General features: G+C 73.6%; 21 protein-coding genes and 1 other RNA gene. 18 read left to right on the forward strand and 4 right to left on the reverse strand.

Annotation, left to right across the window (positions count from 1 at the left end):
* The 3 genes from H9657_RS05245 to H9657_RS05255 all read left to right on the forward strand — a co-directional run.
* A partial coding sequence (locus tag H9657_RS05245) for a M23 family metallopeptidase (RefSeq protein WP_225214672.1) occupies positions 1-1,058 on the forward strand: 1,058 nt, incomplete at its 5' end.
* Between the two features lie 160 nt (positions 1,059-1,218).
* Complete coding sequence (gene smpB, locus H9657_RS05250) at positions 1,219-1,695, forward strand: SsrA-binding protein SmpB (protein ID WP_191781062.1); 477 nt, start codon at positions 1,219-1,221, stop codon at positions 1,693-1,695.
* Positions 1,692-3,629 (forward strand): DUF2207 domain-containing protein, encoded by a 1,938-nt coding sequence (locus H9657_RS05255; RefSeq protein WP_191781064.1) that lies wholly within the window; start codon positions 1,692-1,694, stop codon positions 3,627-3,629. Before smpB ends, H9657_RS05255 begins: the two co-directional genes overlap by 4 nt.
* Before the next feature lie 30 nt (positions 3,630-3,659).
* Here H9657_RS05255 and H9657_RS05260 read toward each other — a convergent pair whose 3' ends face one another.
* On the reverse strand, positions 3,660-5,024 hold the full coding sequence (locus tag H9657_RS05260) for an NAD(P)/FAD-dependent oxidoreductase (protein ID WP_191781067.1): 1,365 nt from the start codon (positions 5,022-5,024) through the stop codon (positions 3,660-3,662).
* Positions 5,025-5,202: 178 nt separating this feature from the next.
* Here H9657_RS05260 and H9657_RS05265 point away from each other — a divergent pair, with 178 nt between their 5' ends.
* The 3 genes from H9657_RS05265 to H9657_RS05275 all read left to right on the forward strand — a co-directional run bounded on the left by H9657_RS05265 (position 5,203) and on the right by H9657_RS05275 (position 7,986).
* Entirely contained in the window at positions 5,203-6,828 is a 1,626-nt protein-coding gene (locus H9657_RS05265) for a RecQ family ATP-dependent DNA helicase (protein WP_191781069.1), read from the forward strand.
* Between the two features lie 86 nt (positions 6,829-6,914).
* Positions 6,915-7,151, forward strand: coding sequence for a DUF6480 family protein (locus tag H9657_RS05270; RefSeq protein WP_191781072.1), 237 nt, complete (start codon positions 6,915-6,917; stop codon positions 7,149-7,151).
* A gap of 55 nt (positions 7,152-7,206) precedes the next feature.
* The gene (locus tag H9657_RS05275; RefSeq protein ID WP_318241307.1) at positions 7,207-7,986 is read left to right on the forward strand and encodes a YwiC-like family protein; all 780 of its coding nucleotides are present in this window, start codon (positions 7,207-7,209) and stop codon (positions 7,984-7,986) included.
* Between the two features lie 6 nt (positions 7,987-7,992).
* Here the strand turns inward: H9657_RS05275 and H9657_RS05280 are convergent, their stop codons facing one another.
* Positions 7,993-9,054, reverse strand: coding sequence for an ATP-dependent DNA ligase (locus H9657_RS05280; RefSeq protein WP_191781075.1), 1,062 nt, complete (start codon positions 9,052-9,054; stop codon positions 7,993-7,995).
* A 181-nt stretch (positions 9,055-9,235) separates the two neighbouring features.
* Here H9657_RS05280 and H9657_RS05285 point away from each other — a divergent pair, with 181 nt between their 5' ends.
* From H9657_RS05285 to H9657_RS05300, 4 genes are all read left to right on the forward strand, one after another.
* Positions 9,236-9,736, forward strand: coding sequence for a hypothetical protein (locus H9657_RS05285; protein WP_225214673.1), 501 nt, complete (start codon positions 9,236-9,238; stop codon positions 9,734-9,736).
* A 274-nt stretch (positions 9,737-10,010) separates the two neighbouring features.
* Positions 10,011-10,607, forward strand: a complete 597-nt coding sequence (locus tag H9657_RS05290) for a hypothetical protein (RefSeq protein WP_191781078.1) — start codon at positions 10,011-10,013, stop codon at positions 10,605-10,607.
* A 151-nt stretch (positions 10,608-10,758) separates the two neighbouring features.
* Positions 10,759-11,125: a transfer-messenger RNA gene (gene ssrA, locus H9657_RS05295) on the forward strand.
* A 295-nt stretch (positions 11,126-11,420) separates the two neighbouring features.
* Positions 11,421-12,668: a BaiN/RdsA family NAD(P)/FAD-dependent oxidoreductase gene (locus H9657_RS05300; RefSeq protein ID WP_191781080.1), complete on the forward strand. Its 1,248-nt coding sequence runs from the start codon at positions 11,421-11,423 to the stop codon at positions 12,666-12,668.
* A gap of 227 nt (positions 12,669-12,895) precedes the next feature.
* Here the strand turns inward: H9657_RS05300 and H9657_RS05305 are convergent, their stop codons facing one another.
* Positions 12,896-13,876 carry a DUF2891 family protein gene (locus H9657_RS05305; protein WP_191781083.1) on the reverse strand — a complete coding sequence of 327 codons (981 nt, stop codon included), beginning with the start codon at positions 13,874-13,876 and terminating at the stop codon, positions 12,896-12,898.
* A gap of 206 nt (positions 13,877-14,082) precedes the next feature.
* On the opposite strand from H9657_RS05305, the gene H9657_RS05310 reads away from it, so the two are divergent.
* On the forward strand, positions 14,083-15,489 hold the full coding sequence (locus H9657_RS05310; protein WP_191781085.1) for a glutamate decarboxylase: 1,407 nt from the start codon (positions 14,083-14,085) through the stop codon (positions 15,487-15,489).
* 44 nt (positions 15,490-15,533) lie between these two features.
* On the forward strand, positions 15,534-17,174 hold the full coding sequence (locus H9657_RS05315) for an APC family permease (protein WP_225214674.1): 1,641 nt from the start codon (positions 15,534-15,536) through the stop codon (positions 17,172-17,174).
* A gap of 72 nt (positions 17,175-17,246) precedes the next feature.
* Here H9657_RS05315 and H9657_RS05320 read toward each other — a convergent pair whose 3' ends face one another.
* The gene (locus H9657_RS05320) at positions 17,247-18,017 is read right to left on the reverse strand and encodes a class I SAM-dependent methyltransferase (RefSeq protein ID WP_191781088.1); all 771 of its coding nucleotides are present in this window, start codon (positions 18,015-18,017) and stop codon (positions 17,247-17,249) included.
* 271 nt (positions 18,018-18,288) lie between these two features.
* Between H9657_RS05320 and H9657_RS05325 the strand changes: the two genes are divergently transcribed.
* Genes H9657_RS05325 through H9657_RS05350 form a run of 6 tightly spaced genes read left to right on the forward strand, consistent with a single transcriptional unit; the run spans position 18,289 to position 24,526 of the window.
* Entirely contained in the window at positions 18,289-19,374 is a 1,086-nt protein-coding gene (locus H9657_RS05325; RefSeq protein ID WP_191781090.1) for a response regulator, read from the forward strand.
* Positions 19,371-20,339, forward strand: coding sequence for an ATP-grasp domain-containing protein (locus H9657_RS05330; RefSeq protein WP_191781092.1), 969 nt, complete (start codon positions 19,371-19,373; stop codon positions 20,337-20,339). The genes H9657_RS05325 and H9657_RS05330 overlap by 4 nt, the downstream gene beginning before the upstream one ends.
* A 17-nt stretch (positions 20,340-20,356) precedes the next feature.
* Positions 20,357-21,070, forward strand: coding sequence for a PHP domain-containing protein (locus H9657_RS05335; protein WP_191781333.1), 714 nt, complete (start codon positions 20,357-20,359; stop codon positions 21,068-21,070).
* A complete protein-coding gene (locus H9657_RS05340) occupies positions 21,067-22,554 on the forward strand; it encodes a glycosyltransferase (RefSeq protein ID WP_191781095.1) in 1,488 nt (495 codons plus the stop codon). The genes H9657_RS05335 and H9657_RS05340 overlap by 4 nt, the downstream gene beginning before the upstream one ends.
* Positions 22,551-22,730 (forward strand): hypothetical protein, encoded by a 180-nt coding sequence (locus tag H9657_RS05345; protein WP_191781097.1) that lies wholly within the window; start codon positions 22,551-22,553, stop codon positions 22,728-22,730. Before H9657_RS05340 ends, H9657_RS05345 begins: the two co-directional genes overlap by 4 nt.
* On the forward strand, positions 22,727-24,526 hold the full coding sequence (locus H9657_RS05350) for a sensor histidine kinase (RefSeq protein WP_318241309.1): 1,800 nt from the start codon (positions 22,727-22,729) through the stop codon (positions 24,524-24,526). Before H9657_RS05345 ends, H9657_RS05350 begins: the two co-directional genes overlap by 4 nt.
* The last annotated feature ends 41 nt before the right edge of the window (positions 24,527-24,567 follow it).

Below are 24,567 nucleotides of genomic sequence, written 5' to 3' on the forward strand. Positions count from 1 at the left end.
CCCCCCCCCCCCCCCGCGACGAGGAAGCGGCGATCACCGAGCAGATCGCGGTCGACGACGCCCGCGAGCAGGAGATCCGCACGGCCATCGGGCAGATGGCGCGCGAGGCGTACAAGGGCGGGCGGGACGTCTCCGGCATGAGCGTCATGCTCGACGCCGAGAGCTCGCAGGACTTCGTCGAGAAGTACGGCCTGGTGTCGACCGCCCTGCGCACGCAGACGCAGGTGCTCGACGAGCTGACGGCGCTGGCCGCGAAGAACAAGAACGCCCAGGCCCGGCAGACCGCGGTGCGCGCCAAGGTCGACGAGCTCAAGGTCGCGGCCGACGCCAAGCTCGAGGAGGCCCGGCAGGCGCAGGCGGAGGCCGAGTCGGCCAAGGCCGAGGTGGAGCGGCTCGTCGCTGAGCAGCAGCAGCGCAAGGCCGACATCGAGTCGCGCAGGTCGGAGGCGCAGGCGCAGGTCGCCGCGAACGACGCCGAGCGCGCGCAGGTCGCCAACGAGCTGTCCGCGATCATCGAGCAGCAGCGCGTCCAGCGGGAGCAGGAGGAGGCCGCGCGCCGTGCCGCAGCCGCGAAGCCCGGCGGCGGCGGCGGGGGAGGCGGTGGTGGCGGCGGTGGCGGCAGCGCCCAGCCGGGCGGCGCCCGGCCCGGCGCGATGTTCGCCAACCCGACGGCGCACAACCCGATCGTCGTGACCTCCGAGTACGGCAACCGGCTGCACCCCGTGCTCGGCTACTACCGCCTGCACGCCGGGATCGACCTGCGCGACCGCTGCGGCGAGCCGGTCTACGCGGGCCGCGACGGCACGGTGCAGTGGGCGCGCCACCGCAGCGGCTACGGCGGCCAGGTGATGGTCGACCACGGGTGGGTCAACGGCTCGTCGCTGATGTCGAGCTACAACCACATGTCGTCGTTCGCCGTCGGCGGCGGCGCGCAGGTGCGCGCGGGTCAGCTGCTCGGCTACGCCGGCAACACCGGGACGTCCGCGGCCTGCCACCTCCACTTCGAGGTGTACGTCAACGGCGGCACCGTGAACCCGCGGTCCTACCTCGGCCTCTGAGCCCGGGTTCCGCGGTCCGCGAATGACCTGGGGCCGGCGCGCACGTCGCCGGTAGGCTCGTGCCCGGTGCGACGTCCGTCGTGCCCCGCCCGTCCCGGGCGATCCCCGTCCGGCAGCGCGTGCGCGCACCGGACCAGCACCAGGAACGGAGGGCCGTGTCGTGGCGAAGGCGAAGGTCGACGGCCGCACGATGGTCGCCGCCAACCGCAAGGCCCGGCACGACTACCTCATCCAGGACGTGCTGGAGGCCGGGCTCGTCCTGACCGGGACCGAGGTGAAGGCGCTGCGTGCCGGGCGCGCGTCGCTCGTCGACGGCTGGGGCGAGGTGGAGAACGGGGAGGCCTGGCTCCACGGCGTCCACATCCCCGAGTACTCGCAGGGCACCTGGACCAACCACGCCCCGCGCCGCAAGCGCAAGATGCTCCTGCACCGTGAGGAGATCGAGCGGCTGGAGGCGAAGACGCGCGAGAAGGGTCACACCATCGTGCCGCTCGCGCTCTACTTCCTCGACGGGCGCGCGAAGGTCGAGATCGCGCTGGCCGTCGGCAAGAAGGAGTGGGACAAGCGCCAGGCGCTGCGCGAGCGGCAGGACAACCTCGAGTCGCAGCGGGCGATCCGCGAGCGACGCGACCGGTGACCGCCGTGCGCTCGTCGCTCCCCGGTGCACCCGGCGGCGGCGAGCCCGCTGTCACCCGCGCGGTGCGTCGTCTCGCGGTCCTGGGGCTCGTGCTCCTGCTCGCGCTCGGGGCGATCCTCCTGGCGCCGCCGGTCGCGCTGGCCTCGTCCGGCCGTGCCGACCTGAGCACGGGACGCGAGATCACGCGCTACGACGTGACGGCCGACGCGGCCGCCGACGGCACCGTGGACGTGGTGATCGACCTCGACTTCGACTTCGGCGACGATCCCGGCCACGGCCCGTACCTGACGTTCCCGACCCGCGTCTCCTACGACGACGAGACCGACCGGTTCTTCGAGTTCAGCGACGTGCGCGTCACGAGCCCCACGGGTGCACCGGCACAGCTGTACCGCGAGGACGAGACGTCCGCCGTGATCCTGCGGATCGGCGACGAGGACGTCGACGACGTGTCGGGCGTGCAGACGTACCGCGTCGAGATGACGGTCGACGGGTGGATCAACCCGGCCAACGCGCAGCACTCGGGCGACGAGCTGTACTGGAACGTCATCGGTCCCGGTTGGGAGGTCCCGCTGTCGGACCTGTCCGTCACCGTCACCGGGCCGGCGCCGGTGGAGGGCGTCGCGTGCTTCACCGGGCCGCAGGGGTCGACCACGCCGTGCGACGACGCGACGGCCGCGGGGGACTCCGCCACCTTCACGCAGGCCGTCGTGCCGGTGGGGGACGAGCTCACGACGGTCACGGGCTGGCCGGGCGGGACGTTCCCCGGCGTGCAGCCGATCCTGCGTGACAAGCCCGACCCGGTGCTGCCGCTGCGTCCGGCGACCGCCGGCGGCGCGCTCGCCGCCGCGGTGCTGGTGCTCGGCGGGGTCCTCGCGATCGGCCGCGTGCGGCGGACGGGCCGGGACCAGGCGTACCTGGGCCTGACGCCGGGCCTGCGACCGGCGGACGGGCAGGTGACGGCCATCGGCCCGCGGGACCGCCGGGCACCCGTCGCCGTGCAGTTCCAGCCGCCCGAGGGCGCGCGCCCGGGGGAGATCGGCACGCTCGTCGACGAGAAGGCCGACGCGGTCGACGTGACGGCCACGATCATCGACCTCGCGGTCCGCGGCTGGCTCCGCATCGAGGAGGTGCCGCGTACCGACCCCCGCAAGAAGCCCAAGGACTGGACGCTCGTGCGGTTGCGGGCGGGCACCGAGGGGCTGCTGCCGTTCGAGGCAGGGTTGCTCGGCGACCTCTTCGAGAAGGCTGACGAGGTGAGGCTGTCCGAGCTGCGGCAGACCTTCGCGTCGTCGCTGGCCAAGGTCCAGGGCATGCTGTACGACCACGTCACGAGCGTCGGGTGGTTCCGCGCGAACCCCAAGAGCGTGCGCACCGCCTGGATCGTCGTGGGGGTGCTGCTCCTGCTCGTGGGCGGCATCGGTGCCGCCGTGGCCATGGCGGTGCAGGTCGTGCCCGGGCTGGCGCTCGTCGGGATCGCACTGCTGCTCGTCGGCGTCCTCGTGCTCGTGCTCAGCGGGTCGGCACCCGCGCGCACGCCCGCGGGCACCGCCGTCCTCGCGCAGGCGCTGGGCTTCCGTCGCTACCTCGCCACCGCGGAGGCGGACCAGATCCGGTTCGAGGAGGGTCAGGACGTCTTCAGCCGGTACCTGCCGTACGCCATCGTCTTCGGTCTGGCCGACCGGTGGTCCCGGGTGTTCGCCGAGCTCGCGGCGCAGGGGGTCCCGGTGGCGGCCCCGACCTGGTACGTCGGGGCGTACCCGCCCGGCACCGTCGGATTCTGGGGCGCCGGGTTCGTGGGGGCCCTCGACCGGTTCGAGTCGATCACGACGGCGGCCATCTCCGCCCCGACGCCCGGCACCTCGGGCGGGTCGGGCCTCAGCGGCGGAGGCTTCTCCGGCGGGGGCGTCGGTGGTGGCGGCGGGGGCGGCTGGTAGGACCGGCACGGCCGGCTCGCCCGGTCCGGGTCACGCGTCGTCGGGGCGGATGCCGTCGGCCCGCGAGCCGAGTCCCGCCTCACCGGTGCGGCGCAGCGTCGTCCGTGCCACGACCTGCTGCCAGGTCGACGCCCGCTCGGAGCGACCACGCCCGACGAAGGACACCGCCCAGTGCAGCAGCGTCGTCAGCCGGCTCTTGAAGCCCACCAGGTACACCAGGTGGACGCCGAGCCACAGGGCCCACGCCACGAGGCCGGAGGTCCGCACGGACCCGATCTGCGCGACGGCGAAGAACCGCGAGACCGTGGCCATGCTGCCCTTGTCGCGGTAGACGAACTCCTGCCCGGTCGACTCGCCCTGCACGCGCCGGCGGATCTGGTCCGCGGCGTGCTGCCCGCTCTGGATCGCGACCTGCGCGACGCCCGGCAGCTTGCCGTGACGCATGAGGTCACCGACGACGAAGACCTCGGGGTGGCCCGGCAGCGTGCAGTCCGGCTCGACGGGCACCTGCCCCGACCGCGTCGGTTCGACGCCCGCGCGCTCCGCCAGGACACGACCCACCGGCGCACCCGCGACGCCCGCCGCCCAGACCTTGCACACCGACGGCACCACGCGCCGGTTCCCGTCCTGGTCCTCGACCGTCACGGAGCGCTCGTCGACGTCCACGACCTTCCAGCCGGTCCAGATCTCGACACCGACGTGCTCGAGCTCGCGCGTCGCCGCGGCGGACAGCTGCTCCGGGTACCCGGGCAGCACCTGCGGCACCGGGTCGACGAGCAGGATCCGCGCCCGCGACGGGTCGACGTGCCGGAACTGGCCCGGCAGCACGCGGTGCGCGAGCTCGGCGACCTGCCCGGCCATCTCGACGCCCGTCGGGCCGGCTCCGACCACCACGAACGTCAGGAGCCGCTCGACGACCTCCTCGTCGTCCGTGAGCTCCGCGAGCTCGAACGCGCCGAAGATCCGCGCCCGCACCTCCATCGCGTCGTCGAGGCTCTTGAGCCCGGGCGCGAACTCGGAGAACTGGTCGTTCCCGAAGTACGACTGCCCGGCTCCCGCCGCGACCACGAGCGAGTCGTACCGCGTCCGCGCCACGCCGAGGGGCGACCGGTGCACGACCTCGTGCGCCTCGAGGTCGACGTCCTCGACGACGCCGAGGACCACGCGCGCGTTGCGCTGGCGGCGCAGCACGTCGCGCGTCGCGGGCGCGACCTCCCCGGAGGAGAGGATGCCCGTGGCCACCTGGTAGAGCAGCGGCTGGAACAGGTGGTGGTTGACCCCGCTGATCACGGTGACTCGCACACCGGGCACGCGCGCGAGCGCCCGCGTCGTGAACAGCCCACCGAAGCCCGAGCCCACGACGACCACGTCGTGCGGGCGCTGCGTCGATGCCATCGGTGCCTCCCGTACCACCGGTCGGGCACCGGCGGCGTCGTGCCTCCTGGTCGTCCCCCGACGCTACGGGCGTCGGCCGCCGGGCGCGCGTCGGCCGGTCGTCGTCACCGTTCGGCGCGCGCCCGGGCCGCGCAGGCGGTAGACCTCCACCCGGGGATCGACGGTGAGGACGGGTGGCGTGGCGACGACGACGGACAGCACGACCGGGACGAGGCTCGACGAGGCGGTGCACCGCGTGCTCGGCGAGGGCACGGCGCTGCGCCAGGCGCAGCGTGATGCGCTGGCCGGGCTGGACGCGCACGACACCGTGCTGGTGGCCCGCACGGGCGCCGGCAAGACCGCGGTGTACGCGATCGCGACGCTGGTCGCGGCGCGGCTGACCGTCGTCGTGTCGCCCCTGATCGCGCTGCAGCGCGACCAGGAGCGCGCGCTGGCGGAGTCGGGGCTGCGGGTCGCGTCCGTGAGCTCCGTCCGGACTGCGCGCGAGCAGCGCGAGGCGCTCGAGGCGGCGGCGTCGGGCGGGCTCGACGTGCTCCTGCTCGGTCCCGAGCAGCTCCAGCGCAGCGTCGTCCTGGAGGCGCTGACCGACGCGGACGTCGGGCTGGTCGTCGTCGACGAGGCGCACTGCGTCGCCGAGTGGGGTCACGACTTCCGTCCCGACTACCTGCTCGTCGGCTCGGCCGTCCGGCGGCTGGGCTCGCCCCGCGTGCTCGCGCTGACGGCGACCGCGTCGACGCACGTGCGCGACGAGATCGCCGCGCGGCTGGGGATGCGCGACCCGCGCGTCCTGGTGCACGACGCGGACCGGCCCAACATCTGGCTCGGCGCCCGCCCCGCCGCCACGCAGGACGAGCGGGACGCCGTGGTGCGCGAGCTCGTCGCCCACGAGCCGGGGCCCGTCATCGTCTACGCGCGGACCCGCGCACACTGCGAGGAGCTCGCCGCGCGGCTCGCGGAGGTGCGGCCCGCGTCGGTCTACCACGCGGGCCTGCCGGCGGCCGAGCGAGCGGCGACGCAGGACCGCTTCCTGTCCGGCCGCGACGACCTGGTGGTCGCCACCTCGGCGTTCGGCATGGGCATCGACCGGCCCGACGTGCGTCTCGTCGTGCACGCGGGCCCGCCCACCACGCTCGACCAGTACTACCAGGAGGTCGGGCGCGCGGGCCGCGACGAGGAGCCCGCACGCGCGGTCGTCGTCGTGCGGGCCGAGGACCACGCCCTGGCGCGCTACCAGCGGTCCGGCGGCGGCCCGCGGCCCGCGACGCTGCTGCGGCTCCTGCACGCGCTCGCGACGACGCCCGGCGACCAGGCAGCGCTCGCCACGGCCACCGGGCTCGGACGCCGGACGGTCGCCCGGGCGCTGGGCACGCTGCAGCACGTGGGCGCGGTCCGCGACGACGGGCGCACGCTGCGCCTGGCCGACGGTGCCGACGGCCGGCAGGTGCTCGCGGACGTGCACGAGGCGCGCGAGCGCAGGACGCGCCTGGAGGCCTCGCGCGTCGACCTCGTGCGCACGTACACCGACACCACGGACTGCCGCCGCCGCCTGCTGCTCGAGCTGCTCGGCGAGGAGCGGCGCGAGCCGTGCGGCCGGTGCGACAGCTGCGACGCGGGCACGTCCCTCGCCGTCGCGGCGCAGCGCCTGCGACCCGGTCAGCCGGTGCGCCACCAGGAGTTCGGCGCCGGGACGGTGAGCGTCGTCGAGGCGGAGCGGGTGACCGTGCTGTTCGAGGACCGCGGCTATGTGACGCTCGACACGCAGATCGCCCTCGACTCCCAGCTCCTGACGCTCCTGGCGCGCTGACGAGGACCGCGCCGCCGCGCCAGCGGTTGCCGGGGCGCGGCGGTGCGCGCACGGTGGGACGCACGAGGCGACAGGAGGCCCCCTGCATGAGCGAACCGACCAGTCCCGACCCGGACCCGCAGAACACGCCCGGTCTGGAGCCCGGGGGTGGCGTGGCGCCGGGTGACACACCCCCCGGTGAGTCGTCGACGTCGGAGGCCATGCACCACCAGCCGGACACCGGCTCACGCGGCGCGAACTGGATGGCGTACGTGATCATCGGGGTCGTGGTCGTGTTCGCGGCGCTGTTCTTCGTCGGTTACGCGATCGGTCTGGCGGACTGACCGGCCCGGACCTCCGGCCCACGCCGCGCCGGGAGCGGGCTCCTACGCTGCCCGGGTGAGCACCCTGTCGCGCATCGTCACGGCCCCCGTGCCGCGGGCGCGTCGGCGACGTCCCGGCCCCGGGTGGGTGCCACGGCAGCACGGCGCGTGGGCCATGCTCGTCGTGCCGCCCGTCGTCGGGGCAGCGGTCGCCGGGTGGTCCTGGCGGCACGTGCTGCTGCTGGTGGCGTGGCTCGTCGGGTACCTCGCCTACCACGCGGCGGGGCTGTGGCTGCGGTCCGGCCGCAAGCCGCGCTACCGGGCGCCGGTGCTCGCGTACGGCGCCGCCGGTCTCGTGCTGCTCGGGTTGCTGCTCGCGGTCGCACCGCACCTGCTGGTGTGGTCGCCCGTGTTCGCGCCGCTGCTGACGGTGAGCCTCGTGGCATCGCTGCGCCGAGCGGACCGGTCGTGGCTGAACGACACCGTGACGGTCGTGGCGGCGGCGCTGCTCACCCCGGTGGCCGCTGCCCTGGGGACGGGTGAGCCGCGGCCCGCGGCCGTCTGGACCGCCACCGCCGTGCTCGCGGCGTACTTCCTCGGCACCGTGCCGTACGTGAAGTCGCTGATCCGAGAGCGGGACGACCCGCGCGTGCGTCAGGTGTCCGTGGCGTACCACGTGCTGGTCGCGACGCTGCTCGCGGTCGTGCACCCGCTGCTCGGCGTCGTGGGCGTGCTGCTCGCCGCACGTGCCGCGGTCGTTCCCCGGCGGTGGCCGGGCGCGCGCCCTGCTGTCATCGGGGCCGGGGAAGTCGTCGCGACGCTCGTGGTCACCACGGCGCTCCTCGCCGTCCTCTGACCGCGGTCAGCCGCCCAGCACGTCGGCCAGGTCGTACCCCACGGGCTCCTCGAGCTGCTCGTACGTGCAGGACCGCGGGTCGCGGTCCGTGCGCCAGCGGCGGAACTGCGCGGTGTGCCGGAAGCGGTCGCCCTCCATGTGGTCGTAGGCGACCTCGACGACGAGCTCGGGGCGCAGCGGGACGAACGACAGGTCCTTGGTGGAGTTCCACCGGCTGACGGCGCCCGGCATGCGGCGGTCGGCGTGGGCCTGCTGGTCCGCCCAGGCGCCCCACGGGTGGTCGGCCAGGTCGACGTCGCGGTACGGCTCGAGCTCGTCGAGGAGCTCGCGCCGCCGCGTCATCGAGAACGACGCGCTGACCCCGACGTGCTGCAGGTGCCCCTCGTCGTCCCACAGCCCCAGCAGCAGCGAGCCGACCACGTCACCCGACTTGTGCCGGCGGAAGCCCGCGACGACGCAGTCGGCCGTGCGCTCGTGCTTGATCTTGAACATCGCGCGCTTGTCCGGCTGGTACGGCGCGTCCAGGGGCTTGGCGACGACGCCGTCGAGGCCGGCGCCCTCGAACTGCGTGAACCAGCGCTGCGCCTCGGCCATGTCGGACGTCGCGCGCGTGACGTGCACCGGGGGCCGGGCGTCGGCGAGCGCCTGGACGAGCAGGGCGCGGCGCTCGGAGAACGGGCGGGCCGTGAGGTCGTCGTCGCCCAGGGCGAGCAGGTCGAACGCCACGAACGACGCGGGCGTCTGCCCTGCGAGGAGCGTCACACGGCTGGCCGCGGGGTGGATGCGCTGCTGCAGCGCGTCGAAGTCCAGGCGGTCGTTCTGGACGACGACGATCTCGCCGTCGAGGACGCACCGCTCCGGCAGGTTCGCCTTCAACGACTCGACGAGCTCGGGGAAGTAGCGCGTCATGGGCTTCTCGTTGCGGCTGCCCAGCTCGACGTCGTCGCCGTCGCGGAACACGATGGTGCGGAACCCGTCCCACTTGGGCTCCACGTGGCCGGTGGCGGGGATCTCCTTGACGGACTTCGCGAGCATCGGCGCGACGGGCGGCATCACGGGCAGGTCCATGAGGTCATCGTGCGGCATCGCACAGCCACGTGCACCGCCTCCCGCGCACGGAGCCACGCATGGGGATCGCTGCGGTCGCAGGCGGGGAGCTGATAGCGTCCGCGCGGACGTCGCCCGGACGCCACCGGCGAGACGTTCGACGACCGCCTCGATCGTCCTCCATCGCAGAATGGTGTGAAGCATGAGCAGGCCCTCGGAGATCGACCTTTCCGCGTTCAGCGAGACGGCACGAGGTGGACAGGTGGCGACCGTGAGCGGGCGTCCTGGTGGAGCGGTGCTGCGTTCGGTCGTCGCGTGGGGCGTTGCGGCCCCGCTGTGCCTGGTCACCGCGGGATGCGTGGAGCAGGACGGGCCCGCGGTGCCGGTCGGCGAGCTCTGGGAGGGTGACAACGGCGAGGCGGTGCGTCTTGAGGCCGCTGGTGTCGGCGTCGTCGAGGCGATTCCCTACGGCGCTGACGAGGCGTGTGACCCCGAAGCCTTCCGCACGATGTCCGGCGATATCGAGTGGGAGACGGTCGACGACGGAGAGCTGGTCCTCCGCCAGGGCGACGCAGAGGTCACACTTCGGGCGGACCGGGGAGGGTTCGGCCCCGACATCATCTGGCGCGATGTCTTCATCGGTCCGTGCGGCGACGCATCGGGTGACCGAACGATCGAGCTGACCATGAACGAATCCGGATAGGTCTTCCGTGGCCGCTCTCGGGCGAGCGCCCGGCGACGCGGAAGGCACGCATCGGATGTCGGGGATCTCCTTCACCGACGTCGCGAGCATCGGCGCGACGGGCGGCATCACGGGCAGGTCCATGAGGTCGTCGTGGGGCACGCCACCGACACGCGCACGGGGCCGGCTCCAAGGACTCAGGTTGCGCCAAGCCTCGTCCCAGCACCCCTCAACCTGGCCGAGGTCTCATGGAGCCAGCAGGCGCCGAGGGGCGCCGGAGGGAAGGAGCAGCACGATGCAGGACGAGAGCACGACCCGTCCCACGGGCGACCAGCCTACGCAGCCGCCGGTCGAGCGCGGCGCGCAGCCGCAGGCCACGCCGCAGGCCACGCCGGCCGCCACGCCGCAGGCCACGCCGCCCGCGGAGCAGTCGGCCTTCACCGAGCCCGCGCCGACCACGGGCAAGCGCCGCAGCATGAGCGCGGCGGCGACGGCAGCGATCGCGGCCGGTGCCCTGGTGGGCGGGCTGCTGGTCGGCGGCGGTGCCGTGGCGCTGGCGCAGCGCGGTGACGACGGCCCGGGCGACGCCCGCGGCACGTACCAGCAGGGTCCGCAGGACGGCTTCGGGGACCGTCAGGACGAGGGCCGCGGCGGCGACCGGCCCGGTGGCGGTGACCACGGCCGCCCCGGCGAGCCGCGCGACCGGCAGGGCGGGCCACAGGACGGCTCGGACGACCGGTCGCAGGACGGCTCGGACGACCGGTCGCAGGACGGCTCGGACGACCGGTCGCAGGACCAGGACGGCGGCTCGCCCCGCGAGCGGTCCGAGGGCTCGGAGGAGACCCCGACCCCGGGACCCTCGACGCTGCCGGGCGTGTTCGACGACCTCTGAGCGCCGCGGACAGGGTGCACCGGGCCCGCACCACACCGTGCGGGCCCGGTGCGGGAATGACCGCGCCTCCTGCGGGCGTTGTGACGTACGCTGGTCCACGCCTGCCGCCCCGCCAGGGCGGACAGACGGCTTGACAAGTGCATACACCCATGGGGGTGATCGGTTTCGACGGTGATCGTCGAGCCAGGTGAAGCGGGTCGAGGATGCACGGTTATCTCGTAAACGCTCCGTGCAACTTATAGGTGCCGATTCCAATCGCACCGACTTCGCCCTCGCCGCCTGAGCGAGCCTCGAAGTCCGTCGGCCTAGACATGCTCTCGGTCTAGTTCCCGGCGTCATCTAGAGAGCCACTGCTGTCCGTCCTCGTCGGTGGGACGGGCGGGACTCTTAGCCGACTGGGCCCGTCCACGTCTTGTCCGCGTGATCGTGGGGGCCGAGAAAATCTACAGCGGTCTGCACCCGGAGAAGCCCTGGTTCAATGTCATCGGACGCGGGTTCGATTCCCGCCACCTCCACGTCGAGGTCTTCGTCGAACGCGAAGGCACTCTTCGTAGATTGCGCTGAGGCCCGTCCCGTCCTGGGGCGGGCCTCAGTGCTGTCCACGGCATGCGTGTCGGTGACGCAAGCTACCCTCCGGCAACCGGCACCGTGCCACAGGCTCAGAGGACCGAGCGACTCGCTCCTCGTCGATCCGTCGAGCCCCTGTGACCGGAGGGATGCCCGTCGCCGTGTGCACCGGGGTGATGGCTGTCGTCCGCCGGTCGGCTAGGTTCGCCCGGTGCCGACACACCACGCGCGCGGACGTTCCCGCCGATGAGCACTGCGACCGTCGTCGGCGGCGGGCCGGCGGGGCTCATCGCCGCCGAGGTGCTGGCACGTACCGGCGTGGACGTCACCGTGCACGACCGCATGCCGTCGGTGGGACGCAAGTTCCTGCTGGCCGGCCACGGCGGTCTGAACATCACGCACACCGAGGGGCGGGACGCGTTCGCCGAGCGGTACGGCGAGTCGGCGCCCCGGCTGCGGCCGATGCTCGACGTGTTCGGCCCGCAGGACCTGCGCACATGGTGCGCAGGGCTGGGGGAGCCGACGGTCGTCGGGACGAGCGGGCGGGTCTTCCCACGCTCGTTCCGGGCGACGCCCCTCATGCGCGCGTGGCTCGCACGCCTGACCGACCTCGGGGTGCGGATCGAGAAGCGGCAGCGGTGGGACGGATGGTCCGACGACGGTGCGTCGCTGTTCACCGGCGCTGACGGCACGACCGTCGAGGTCGGCGGTGATGTGACGGTGTTCGCCCTCGGTGGCGCGTCCTGGCCGCGGCTGGGCGCCGACGGCGGCTGGGCCGGGCCGTTCATGGACCGCGGGATCGCGGTCACGCCGCTGCGAGCGGCCAACGTCGGCGTCCGGGTGGGATGGACGGATGTGCTCGCGCAGCGGTTCGCCGGCACGCCGCTGAAGAACGTCGCGCTCACCGTTCGCGGGCGCCCGGCACGGGGCCGCGGGGACGCGATGCTCACGCGCACCGGCCTCGAGGGTGGCCCGGTCTACGCCATCGGCGCCGCGATCCGCGAGGCGCTCGACACGGACGGTCGCTGCGTCGTCGAGATCGACCTGCGGCCGGACCTGACCGTCGCCCAGCTCGACGAACGGCTCGGACGCCGCCGCCCCAAGGACTCGGGCTCGTCCTGGCTGCGGCGCACGGTCGGACTGGACCCTGCCGCGATCGGGCTGCTGCGCGAGGCCGACGCGGGCACCCTGCCGTCCTCCGGGATGGCGCAGCGGATCAAGGCCGTGCCGGTCGTGGTGACGGCCACCATGCCCATCGAGAAGGCGATCTCGACCGCTGGCGGCATCGCGTGGTCCGGGGTTGACGAGGCGCTGATGCTGCGCGCCCTGCCGGGCACGTTCGTCGCCGGGGAGATGCTCGACTGGGAGGCGCCGACCGGCGGCTACCTGCTGCAGGCGTCGTTCAGCACGGGTGTCGTCGCGGCCCGGGGTGCGCTGGCGCGGCTCGGGACGGCGCCGTCGGGACACGGGCTCGACGGCCCCGCGCACGTCTGACGGCGGGCGGCGCCGTCAGGCCGACAGCCCCGGGCGGCGTCGGTCTCCGAGGTGAGCCCGGGCGTCGCCCGTATCCGGCTCGAACGGCCGCCCCCCGGTGGTCTACGACATCGTGTACTCCCGGCGCACGTCGACCGCGTCGTGGACCTGCGGTACCGGCAGGTGCTCGGCCGCCCGGCGACCACCGCGGAGGTGACGGCGTCGCAGGCGTGCGGTGCGCCCGTGCCTCAGCGGCTCGCCGTGGCGTCCCAGGCGAACGACGCGAGCCAGTGGGTCGCGACGAAGTCCTCGTTCTCCAGCGCGGCGAGCCCCGCGGCGAGCAGGCGGTCCCCCGCGTCGCGCAGCGTCGGGTCGTCGAGCGCGTGCGCGAGCCGGAAGAGTGCCCCTGCGCGCGAGAGGTTGAGGCCGTCGAGGTGCACGGCGTGCCCGTCGGTCGGGTCGACGACGCGCGCGGGTGACACCAGGTCGTCCGGCCGGGGGAGGAACCCCGCGAACCAGGGCCGTAGCTCCTCGGCCGGCAGCGCGCGCGCCATCAGATCCGCCTCGGCGAGGCCGGGCGACAGGAAGTCGTGGCCGCTGCGCTCCCAGCGCGCCGGCCAGTCCCGGTCCCTTCCGAACAGCCGGCGCGCGTGCGAGCGCAGGGCATCGGCCGACGCGGTGCGGCGCAGGTCGTCGGCGGCCGTGAGCAGCAGCGCGAGCCCGAACGCGGTGTTGCTGTGGACGCCGTGCCGGACCGGGTGCTCCACGCGGGCGAGCCACCGCTCGGCGAGGTCGAGCACGGTGTCCGCGAGAGGCGCGGTCGCGTCCGCCCAGCGCGCCGTGTCCGGGTCCCCGGCGTCGGCCGCGGCCCGGCACGAGGCCGCGAGACGCGCCGCCCAGGCCCACCCGTAGGGCCGCTCGAAGGCGGGGTGTGCCCGCAGGTACGCGACCTCGCCCGCGATCCGGCCGGCCGTGAGGTTCGCGTCGATGCGGGCACGCAGCGTCGCGTCCTCGTGGCCCGCCCGCAGCACCTCGACGCCCAGCCAGTGCATGTGCACGCAGGAGTGCCAGTCGAAGGACGTGTGGAACGCCGGGTACAGGTCGGCGGGCGCGCGCACGTCGTCCGGGCCGGTCGCCAGGTGCACCAGGTGGTACGGCCACGGCGTCGCGAGGTTGGTCGCGACGATGCTCGCGTAGCGGGTGAGGGGCGGCCCCGGCGTGTCGGTCACCGTCCCAGCCTCCCGCACACGCGGACCATGGTCGTCCCCGCGCCCACGAGCCCCGTCCGGTACGCCCCGACCACGAGCACCCCACGTCACGACGCCCGACGTGAGAACCGGGCAGACCGCCCCAAGGTGTGCCACATCACATGCGGACGTAGCGTGGGACTCAACGTCCTGGCGAAGCCGGGACCACGCACAAGCCGGGGGGCACCATGGTCACGAACACGCGCCGAGCCGCACGCCGCGAGGGGGAGCCCGACGTCGTCGAGCTCAACCCGATCTTCGCCCGACCGGGCGAGGCGACGGCGTTGCCGAAGTTCCGTCTGCCGGAGGACGAGGCTCTGCCGTCGACTGCGTACCAGATCGTCCACGACGAGGCGATGCTCGACGGCAACGCGCGGCTCAACCTCGCGACGTTCGTCGGCACGTGGATGGACGAGTACGCGTCACGCCTCTACATCGAGGCCGCCGACAAGAACATGATCGACAAGGACGAGTACCCCCAGACCGCGGCCGTCGAGACGCGGTGCTGGACCATGCTCGCCGACCTGTGGCACGCGCCCGACCCTGAGCACACCATCGGCACGTCGACCATCGGCTCGTCGGAGGCGGCCATGCTCGGCGGACTCGCGCTCAAGCGCCGCTGGCAGCAGACGCGCCGGGCGGCGGGCAAGCCCACGGACCGGCCCAACCTCGTGCTGTCGAGCGCCGTGCAGGTGTGCTGGGAGAAGTTCTGCAACTACTTCGAGGTCGAGGCCCGCTACGTGCCGATCTCGCTGGAGCACAAGGTCCTCGACGGGTACGAGCTCGAGAAGTACGTCGACGAGAACACGATCGGCGTCGTCGCGATCATGGGCGTCACCTACACCGGCATGTACGAGCCGGTGCAGCAGATCGCCGAGGCGCTCGACAGGATCCAGGAGGCGACGGGCAACGACGTGCCGATCCACGTCGACGGCGCGTCGGGCGGCATGATCGCGCCGTTCATCCAGCCGGACCTCGCGTGGGACTTCCGCGTGGCGCGCGTCGCGTCGATCAACACGTCGGGTCACAAGTACGGGCTCGTCTACCCGGGCCTCGGCTGGGTGGTGTGGCGGGACCTGGAGTCCCTGCCGGAGGACCTCGTGTTCCGCGTGTCCTACCTCGGTGGCGACATGCCGACGTTCGCGCTGAACTTCTCGCGGCCCGGCGCGCAGGTGCTGCTGCAGTACTACCTGTTCATCCGGCTGGGTCGCGCGGGCTACACCGCCGTGCAGCAGACGTCGCGCGACGTGGCGCTGTACCTCTCGGGCGAGATCGCCAAGATGCCGGCGTTCGAGCTGTGGAACGACGGGTCGGACATCCCGGTCTTCGCGTGGAGCCTGCGCGAGGGGCACACGCAGAACTGGAACCTCTACCACCTGTCGGAGCGCCTGCGGACCAAGGGGTGGCTCGTCCCCGCGTACCCGATGCCCGACGACCTCACGGACCTGACGGTGCAGCGCATCGTCGTGCGCAACGGGTTCAGCCACGACCTTGCGTCGGCGTTCCTCGTCGACCTCCGCGAGGAGACCGCGTACCTCGACGCGCTCACCGGCCCGATGCCCGTCGAGGGTCGGCGTTCCGGATTCCACCACTGACCACTCGGTCCGCACAGTCCAGCAGGTCCGGCAGGGGGAGAGCCATGTCCACGCAGAGCAGCACGCCAGGGTCACGCAAGGCGGCGACCCACGTCCGGGCGGACGGCACGCACGCGCCGTCGGCCGACCACGTCAAGCCGCACCCGTACGGAACGCCGGAGGCACGCAACCCTCCGGGCCACTCCGGGCCCGCGATCGGGGCGCCGGCGGCGAGCGCGACCGTCGCCATGTCGGTCAGCCAGCTCGCGATGCTCACCGTCGTCGTGGTGGCGTCGTTGCGGTCGTTGCCCGCGATGTCGCTCTACGGGCTGGGTTCCGTGACCCTCTTCATCATCCCGGCGATCGTGTTCCTCCTGCCGACAGCGCTCGTCGCGGCCGAGCTCGCGACCGGGTGGAAGGGCGGGGTGTTCACCTGGGTGCGTGAGGCGTTCGGGGACCGGTTGGGGTTCGTGGCGATCTGGCTGCAGTGGATCCAGAACGTCGTCTGGTACCCCACGCAGATCGCGTTCATCGCGGCGAGCCTGTCGTTCGTCGTCGGTGACCAGGGGCTCTCGAACAACGGGTTCTACACCGCGGTCGTCATCCTGGTCCTGTACTGGGGGTCGACGGCCATCACGCTCGCCGGTGGCAACCTGTTCGCCAAGGTCGGGTCGTGGAGCGGGATCCTCGGGACGCTGCTCCCGGCCGCCCTGCTCGTCATCTTCGGCGTGATCTGGCTCGCCACCGGGGAGCGGTCGGACACGCCGCTCGAGGCGTCGGCCGTCATCCCGCCCTGGACGGGCCTCGCCTCGATCGTGCTGATCGTCTCGAACGTCCTGGCGTACGCGGGCATGGAGGTCAACGCGGTGCACGCCAACGACCTGAAGAACCCCGGCAAGGGGTTCCCGCGGGCCATCGCGATCTCGACGGTGCTGATCCTGCTGGTGCTGATCCTTCCCACCATCGCGATCAGCCTCGCGGTGCCGAAGAGCAAGCTCGGTCTGACCAACGGGATCAACCTGGCGTTCCAGGAGTTCTTCGACCACTGGGGCATGGACTGGGGGACCGCGGCGATCTCGTTGCTCATCGCGCTGGGCGCCTTCGCCTCGGTGGTCACGTGGATCGCCGGCCCGTCGCGCGGTCTGCTCGCGGCCGCGCGCACCGGTCTGCTGCCGCCCGCTCTGCAGCGCCGCAACAAGGCGGGGGTCCAGGTCGGCATCCTCGCCGTGCAGGGTGTGATCGTGACGCTGCTCGCGCTGCTCTTCGTCCTGGTGCCGAACGGGAACACGGCGTTCATCGCGCTCGTCGACATGGCGGCCGCGCTGTACCTCGTGATGTACATCCTGATGTTCGCCGCGGCGATCCGGCTGCGGCGCACCAAGCCGGACGTCGTGCGGACGTACCGGACGCCGGCGATGAACTTCGTCGCGGGCGTCGGGCTGGTGGCGTGCGTCGCCGCCTTCGTGCTGGCGTTCGTCCGGCCGTCCGGCTTCACGGGCCTGTCGGAGACGGGGTACCCGCTCGTCGTGGCGGTGGTCGTCATCGTGCTCGGCGGGCCCCCGCTGCTCTTCTACGCGTTCCGACGTCCGACGTGGGACCGCCGTTCCGAGGAGGAGAAGGCGAGCGCCGACGTCGTGCTCGTCAACCCGCCGCCCGCCTCACCCGCACCGACCACGAGGACCGCGGCGCCCGGGGAGACGGGATAGGTCACAGGTGCGCCGGCACGTGCGGCCCCCGGGTTCCGTTCGTGCCACCTCCCGTCGCAAGGCCGTCGCCCCTCACGGGGCGGCGGCCTTCGTCGTGTCCGCACCTGCGACGGTGCCGCGGCGGTAGACCGAGACGTGCGAGCCGGAGTCGGCGGTGAACGGCGCGCCCGTCCAGTCGGCGTGCCGGCTCTCGAGACCGAGGCCCGCGAGCCTGGCCATGAGGTCGAGCTCGGCGGGCCAGACGTACCGGTGCGGGCTGCGCCCGACGGTCGCGGTGCCGTCGTCCTGGTACCGCACGTGGTGCGACACGACGCGCTGGCGCAGCACGTCGTACGTGTCGAGCCCGAGGTAGCCGGGCTCGTCGCGCCACACGGTCGCGGTCGCGCCCGGGGGCAGCGAGCGCAACTCGGGCACCCACAGCTCGACGACGAAGCGTCCGCCCGGGGCCAGGTGACGGGCGGCGTTGCGGAAGCACGCGACCTGCTCGTCCTGCGTCAGCAGGTTCGAGATGGTGTTGAAGACGAGGTAGACGAGCGTGAACGCGCCCGGCGCCCGGACCTGCGCCATGTCGCCCATGACCACCGGGATCGTCGCCTCGTCCACCTTGGTGCGCAGCTGCGCCACCATGGCCGCCGACAGCTCGACGCCCGTCACGGGCACACCGCTGCGGGCCAGCGGCACGGCGACCCGTCCGGTGCCGATCGCGAGCTCGAGGGCCGATCCGCCGGCCGCCAGCTCGGCCAGCCGCTCGACCGTGGGGCCCAGGACCTCGGGGGCGAACATGCCCGTGCCGGGGGTGTCGTACGCGCGAGCGACGGACTCGCCCCACAGGTCGTCGGTCATGGGTCCACCGTCACGCGCCGGGCATCGACGGTCCACCTGATTGCGCGTCGACGAGGCGCACAGGGCGGTCCCGACCCGCCCACGGCGGCCGCGGAGGCGGGCTGTCGTGCATTTCACCCTGTGCCCGGAGGGCGCGCGCACGCGTTCGGGGCCCATTCGCCACGAAGGTCCCTTTCGCCGTCGACCGTGGCCCAGGTGCCTGGACCGGGAGGCGGTGGCGGGCACGTAGCGTGGGCCGCTGCACTGCTCACGGGGGTGGGGGAGGACAGCAGTGACGGACGCAAGGACCAGGGTGCTGGTCGTCGAGGACGACGCCGACACGGCGGGATTCGTCCGCACGGTGCTGGAACGACGCGGCGGCATGGACGTGGTCCTGGCCGGTGACGCGATGTCCGCGCTCGCGGAGGTCGCCCGCCAGGCACCGGACGTGATCCTCACGGACATCCAGATGCCCGGCATGTCGGGGCTCGAGCTGCTGGGCGAGCTGCGGTCGCGCGCGCCGGGGGTCCCGGTCGCGGTGATGACGGCGTTCGCGTCCGTCGACTACGCGGTCGAGGCGCTGCGGCGCAACGCCGACGAGTTCCTCGTCAAGCCGGTCGCGGCGGCCACCCTCCTCGACCGGGTGACCGCGCTCGCGGCCGAGGGTCAGGCGCGCCGCGCCGCGGCCGGCAGGCGCGACGTCGTGCTCGCGATCGGGGCGCACCCGGACGACGTCGAGATCGGCGTCGGTGCGACGCTCGCGTCGCACCGCGCCGCCGGCGACCAGGTCGTCATCCTGACGATGTCGGGCGGTGCGGTGGGCGGTGACACGCAGGCCCGTCGTCACGAGGCGCTGGCCGCGGCCGCCGTCATCGGCGCGCGCCTGTACCTGCACGACTTCGAGGACACGCGCATGGACCCCGCGTCGGGCCTCATCACGGTCATCGAGGAGACGGTGCGCGAGCTGTCGCCGACCGTCGTCTACACGCACTCCGCGCACGACCGGCACCAGGACCACCGCGCGGTGCACGAGGCCGCGATGGTCGCGACGCGCCGCGTGCCGTCCCTCGCGTGCTTCCAGAGCCCGTCGAGCACCGTCGACTTCCGGCCCACGCGCTTCGTGCCCGTGGACGGGTTCGTCGAGACCAAGCTTGAGATGCTGGCGGCGTTCACGTCGCAGTCGCACCGCGACTACATGGAGCCCGACGCGGTGCGGGCGAGCGCCCGGTACTGGTCCCGCTTCGGGTCCGGACGCTTCGCGGAGCCGCTCGAGACCGTGCGGGCGTCGGCGATGCTGTCCGGTCAGGTGGCCGTGCCCGCGGTGGCCGACGCGCCCCCCGCACTGCCCGCACAGCGCCCAGGAGAGGTGTCCGCATGACCCGCGTGCTCGTGACCGGAGCCGGTGGCCCGGCCGGCGTGGCAGTGATCCGCTCGCTGCTGCGGCGCGGCGACGTGGAGGTGTTCGCCGCCGACATGGACCGCTGGGCGAGCGCCCTGTACCTGGTGCCGGCGGGCAACCGTCGCCTCGTCCCCGCGGGCCGTGCGGACGAGTTCGTGGCCACCGTCCGGGGGCTGTGCGCGCGCGACCGCATCGACGTGCTGATCCCGACGGTCGACGTCGAGCTGCCGCGCCTCGCGGCGGTCCGGGACGACCTCGCGGCGGCGGGGACGCGGCTCGCGTCGCCGTCGCTGCGGACCCTCGACACGTGCCTCGACAAGCTCGCGCTCGCGCACGCCTGCACGGGTCTGGTGCGCGTGCCGCGCACCGAGCTGCTCGGCACGCCGCAGGCGCTGTCCGGCTGGGACTTCCCGGTCATCGTCAAGCCGCGACGCGGTGCGGGGTCGCGCGGCGTGCGCACCGTGGCGTCGGCGAGCGAGCTCGACGTGGTGTACGACGACGAGGACCTGCTCGTGCAGGAGATGCTGCCCGGCCAGGAGTACTCCGTCGACGTGCTCGCCGACTCCACCGGGCACGTCGTCGCGGCCGTGCCGCGCGCACGCCTGCGCGTCGACTCCGGGGTCGCCGTCGCGGGGGTGACCGTGCACGACGAGGAGCTCATCGCCACCGCCACGGCCGTCGCGCGGGCCGTCGGCCTGACGTCCGTGGCCAACGTGCAGCTCAAGCGCGACGCCGACGGGGTCCCGGCGCTGCTGGAGGTGAACCCGCGGTTCCCCGGCGCGCTGCCCCTGACGATCGCCGCAGGCGTCGACATGCCCTCGCTCGTGCTCGACGACGTGCTGGGCCGTGACGTGCCGCGCCACCTCGACTTCGTCGAGATCGCCAACGTGCGGTACCTGGAGGACGTGTTCCTGCCGGTCTCCGACGTGCTCGCCGAGACGTGACCGCCGCCACCGGCAGCATGCCGCGCGTGGACGGCGACCACCACGTCCACTCGACCTTCTCGGACGACGCGGTGAGCACGCTCGCGGAGAACCTCGACGCGGCCCGCCGCGTGGGCCTGCGCGAGATCCGCATGGTCGACCACGTGCGCGTCTCGACCACGTACGTGCCGGAGATGCTCGCGGCCGTGCGCGCGCTGCCGCCGGTCGACGGACTGGTCGTCCTCACCGGGGTGGAGGCGAAGATCCTCCACGTGTCAGGCGCGATCGACGCGCCGCCGCAGGTCCTGGCGTCCCTCGGGCGGCCCGACGGTCCCGACCGCGTGCTGCTGGCGGACCACCAGGTGCCCGGCACGGACGGCCCGTGGAGCCCGTCGACGACGACCCGCCTGCTGGCCGAGGGGCGCGTGACGCCTGCGGACGTGATCGAGCTGGTCGTCACCGGCACAGCCCGGGCCGTCGAGCGGGCGGGCCGCGCGCAGCTCGCGCACCCGTTCTCGATCCTGCCCAAGGTCGGGCTCACGCAGGACGACGTCCCCGACGCGCTGCTCGACGACCTGGCGCGCGTGCTCGTCGCCACGGGCACGCCGGTGGAGGTCAACGAGAAGTGGCAGTGCCCGGGCCCGCGGGTCCGCGAGCGGTGGCGCGCCGCGGGCGTCACCCTGGTCGCGTCCACCGACGCGCACCGTGCGGGCGACGTCGGCGTGTACCGGTGGGTCGGGGCGCAGCCGTGAACGACGCCACCTGGCACGCCGTGCTCGTGGCGGTGCTCGTCGCGCTCGTCGCGCTGGGCCTGCTGCCCGCGCTCGGCGGGATCTACCAGTACCTGCTGGTGCCCGTCCACGGGTTCCGCAACCACCTGCGCCGTGCCGGGCCGTACCTGCCGCGCGTGGCCGTCGTCGTGCCGGCCTGGAACGAGGGCGCGGTGCTCGAGGCCTCGCTCGAGCGGCTCATGCGCCTGCAGTACCCGGCCGACCGTCTGCGGGTGTTCGTCGTGGACGACGCCAGCACCGACGACACCCCGGACGTGGTGCGCGCCAAGGCGGCCGAGCACCCCGGCCGCATCGTGCTGCTGCGACGCGCGCAGGGCGGCCAGGGCAAGGCGCACACCCTCAACCACGGCATCGCGCACCTGCTGACCGACGACTGGATGCAGGCGCTGCTCATCATGGACGCCGACGTCATCTACCGCCCCGACGCGCTGCGACGCATGACGCGGCACCTCGCCGACGAGCGCGTCGGCGCCGTCACCGCGTACATCCGCGAGGGCAGCCGGCGGCCGGGCGCGATCGCGCGCTTCATCGGGTACGAGTACGTCACCGCCCAGGCGTGCGCGCGCCGGGCGCAGAACGTCATGGGAGCCGTCGCGTGCCTGGCCGGCGGCGCGCAGCTGCACTCGCGCGCGAACCTCGAGGCCATCGGAGGACGCATCGACACCTCCACGCTCGCGGAGGACACGTTCACGACCTTCCTCACGCAGCTCGACGGGCGCACGGTCGTGTTCGACGGGCACGCGGTCGTCCTCGCCGAGGAGCCGGACTCGGTGCGTGCGCTGTGGAAGCAGCGGGTGCGGTGGGCGCGCGGCAACGTGCAGATCACCCACCGGTTCCGGCGCGTGTGGTTCCGCCCGTCCCGCACGCACCGGCTGGGGGCGCCCGACTTCGGCCTCGTCTGGTTCTCCGTCTTCGCGCTGCCCTTCACGCTCGTTGCGGCCAGCGTCGGGCTCGTCGGCCTGTACTTCGCGGCACCCGGCACGGCCGCGGAGATCTTCGGGCAGCTGTGGTGGTTCGGCATCGGGACGTACGTGTTCATCACCGTCACGACGCTCCTGGTCGACCTGGACACCGCGCGGCGGTCGTGGTTCGAGGGCCTGCTCTTCCCCGGGGTGGGGGCCCTCGTGCTGGTCGTCGCGTCGGCGGACCCGGGCTTCTGGCAGGTGACCGTGCCGCAGGCGCTCGGGCTGCGCATGACCACGACCGGCATCGAGGTGTGGACGCTGCTGCTGTACTGCTGGCCGGTCCTGTCGATGGTGCTGTCGCGCGTCGTCCACGACCTCGAGGGCGTCCCGGTGCTGGGACGGCTCTCGAAGCCGCTGCTCTACCTCGTCGGGTACGGGCCGCTGCTGTGCGCCATCACGCTCCACGCGTACGTCCGGCAGTGGCGCGGTGCCGCGCAGGTGTGGGACAAGACCGAGAAGACGGGCAAGGTGGTGGGATGAGCGCCCCGGAGCGTCGAGCACGCAGCGGTCCGGCGTGGTGGGCGACGCTGTCGGACGCGGCCGCCGCCGACGAGATCGAGAGCAACCGCCGCAGCGAGCGCTTCGTCGCGTTCGCGGGCGTCGCCGGGGCGGTCGTGACGGGTCTCGTGCTGCTGCTCGTCGCGGTGGCGCGGTGAGCGCGACGGGGGCGACCGACCGAGGCGCGCCCACGGTGGTGCGGGCGACGCAGCCCGACGACCGCCGCCACCTGCGGTACCTCGGGCCCGTCGCCCGGTACCTCGGCACGAGCGCGTCCGTCGTCGAGCGCCAGCTGCCGTTCGTCTCGCTGTTCGTCCTGGCCATGGCCGGCGTCCTGGTGACCGGGCTGGCGCCCACCTCGGGCGTCGCGATCGCGCTCGCCGTCGGGCTCGTGGTGGTGGTCCTGCTGCTCGCGGCGCTGGTGCCGTGGCACCGGCTGCCCGCCCTGGCGCCCGAGGTCCTGACGCTGGTGCAGTTCGTCGTGGTGGGTGCGCTGCGGTACGGGACGGGCGGGCCGGTCTCGCCGTTCGCCGGCATGGTGCTGCTGCCGGCGCTGACGCTGAGCAGCCGGGCCGGGTTCCCCGGGGTCGTCGTCGGCTCGGTCTCCGCGGCCGTCTCCGTGCTCGTCGGGCTGTGGCTCTCGCCGACCGGCGCGATCTCGGGCCCCGTGGTGGTGCGCAGCCTGTTCGTCGCCGCGATCGCGTGGATCATCGGCCTGTTCGTGCACGAGACCACGACGCGGCTGCGGTCCCGCAACGACGCGCTCGCGGGCCTGCAGAAGGAGCAGGCGACCCTGCTGCGCCACGCGCGGCGGGCGGCGTCCGAGCTCGAGCGGGCGGTCGCGCTGCGGCGCGCCGCGTACGACCAGCTCGTGTCCGTCATCGACTCGGCCACCGAGCAGGCGATCATCGCGACGGACGCGACGGGCCGCATCGAGGTGTTCAACGCCGGCGCGGAGCGCCTGCTCGGCCACCGGCAGGGGGAGGTCGTCGGTCGGCTGCACCTGGCCGACCTGCACCTGCGGGAGGAGGTCCTGGCACGCACCGGCGAGGACCCCGACGGGGACGTGCAGGGTGCGCTCATCGCCGCCCTCGTCGGACGCCGGCGCGGCGCGGCGGGCTCGCCGGACGCCGACTGGACCTACGTGCGCGCCGACGGGTCGCAGGTGACGGTGCACCCGGCGGTCACGCGTCGCACGGAGCCCGACGGGAGCGTCGCCGGGTACGTCGTGGTCGCGACCGACGTGACGGCGGAGCGGGAGGCGGCGCGGCTCAAGGACCAGTTCGTCGGCCTCGTGAGCCACGAGCTGCGCACCCCGCTGACCTCGGTGCTCGGGTACGTCGAGCTGCTGCTCGACGGCACCGAGGAGATCAGCGACGACCAGCGCGAGTACCTCGGCATCATCGACCGCAACGCCCGCCGCCAGCTCCGGCTCGTGACCGACCTGCTGCTGACCGCGCAGGTCGACGCGGGCACGTTCTCCATCGCACCCGTCGAGGTCGACGTCGCCGCGGTCGTCCGCGCGTCCATCGCCTCGGCCGGGCCGTCCGCGGCCGCGTCGGGGGTTGCGCTCGCGGGGGAGCTGCAGCCGGTGCACGTGCACGCCGACCCCGTCCGGCTGGGGCAGGCCGTCGACAACCTGGTGTCGAACGCCCTGAAGTTCACGCCGTCGGACGGCACGGTCCGCGTGTCGGTGGGCCCGGCCGACGGCGGCGGCGCCCGGATCGCCGTGAGCGACACGGGCATCGGGATCCCGCCGGACGAGCTCGTGCACCTCACCGAGCGCTTCTACCGGGCGAGCACCGCGACGCATCGGGCGATCCCGGGCGTCGGGCTGGGACTGTCCATCACGCAGGCCGTCGTGGAGGCGCACGGCGGGGCCGTCGACATCACCTCGACGGTGGGGGAGGGCACGACGTTCACGATCGCCCTCCCGGCGCGGCCGCCGGGCTGAGGCGGCCGGCAGGGTGAGGTCCGCGGGCAAGGTGAAACGCT

Source organism: Cellulomonas avistercoris, assembly GCF_014836445.1.
GTDB lineage: Bacteria > Actinomycetota > Actinomycetes > Actinomycetales > Cellulomonadaceae > Cellulomonas > Cellulomonas avistercoris.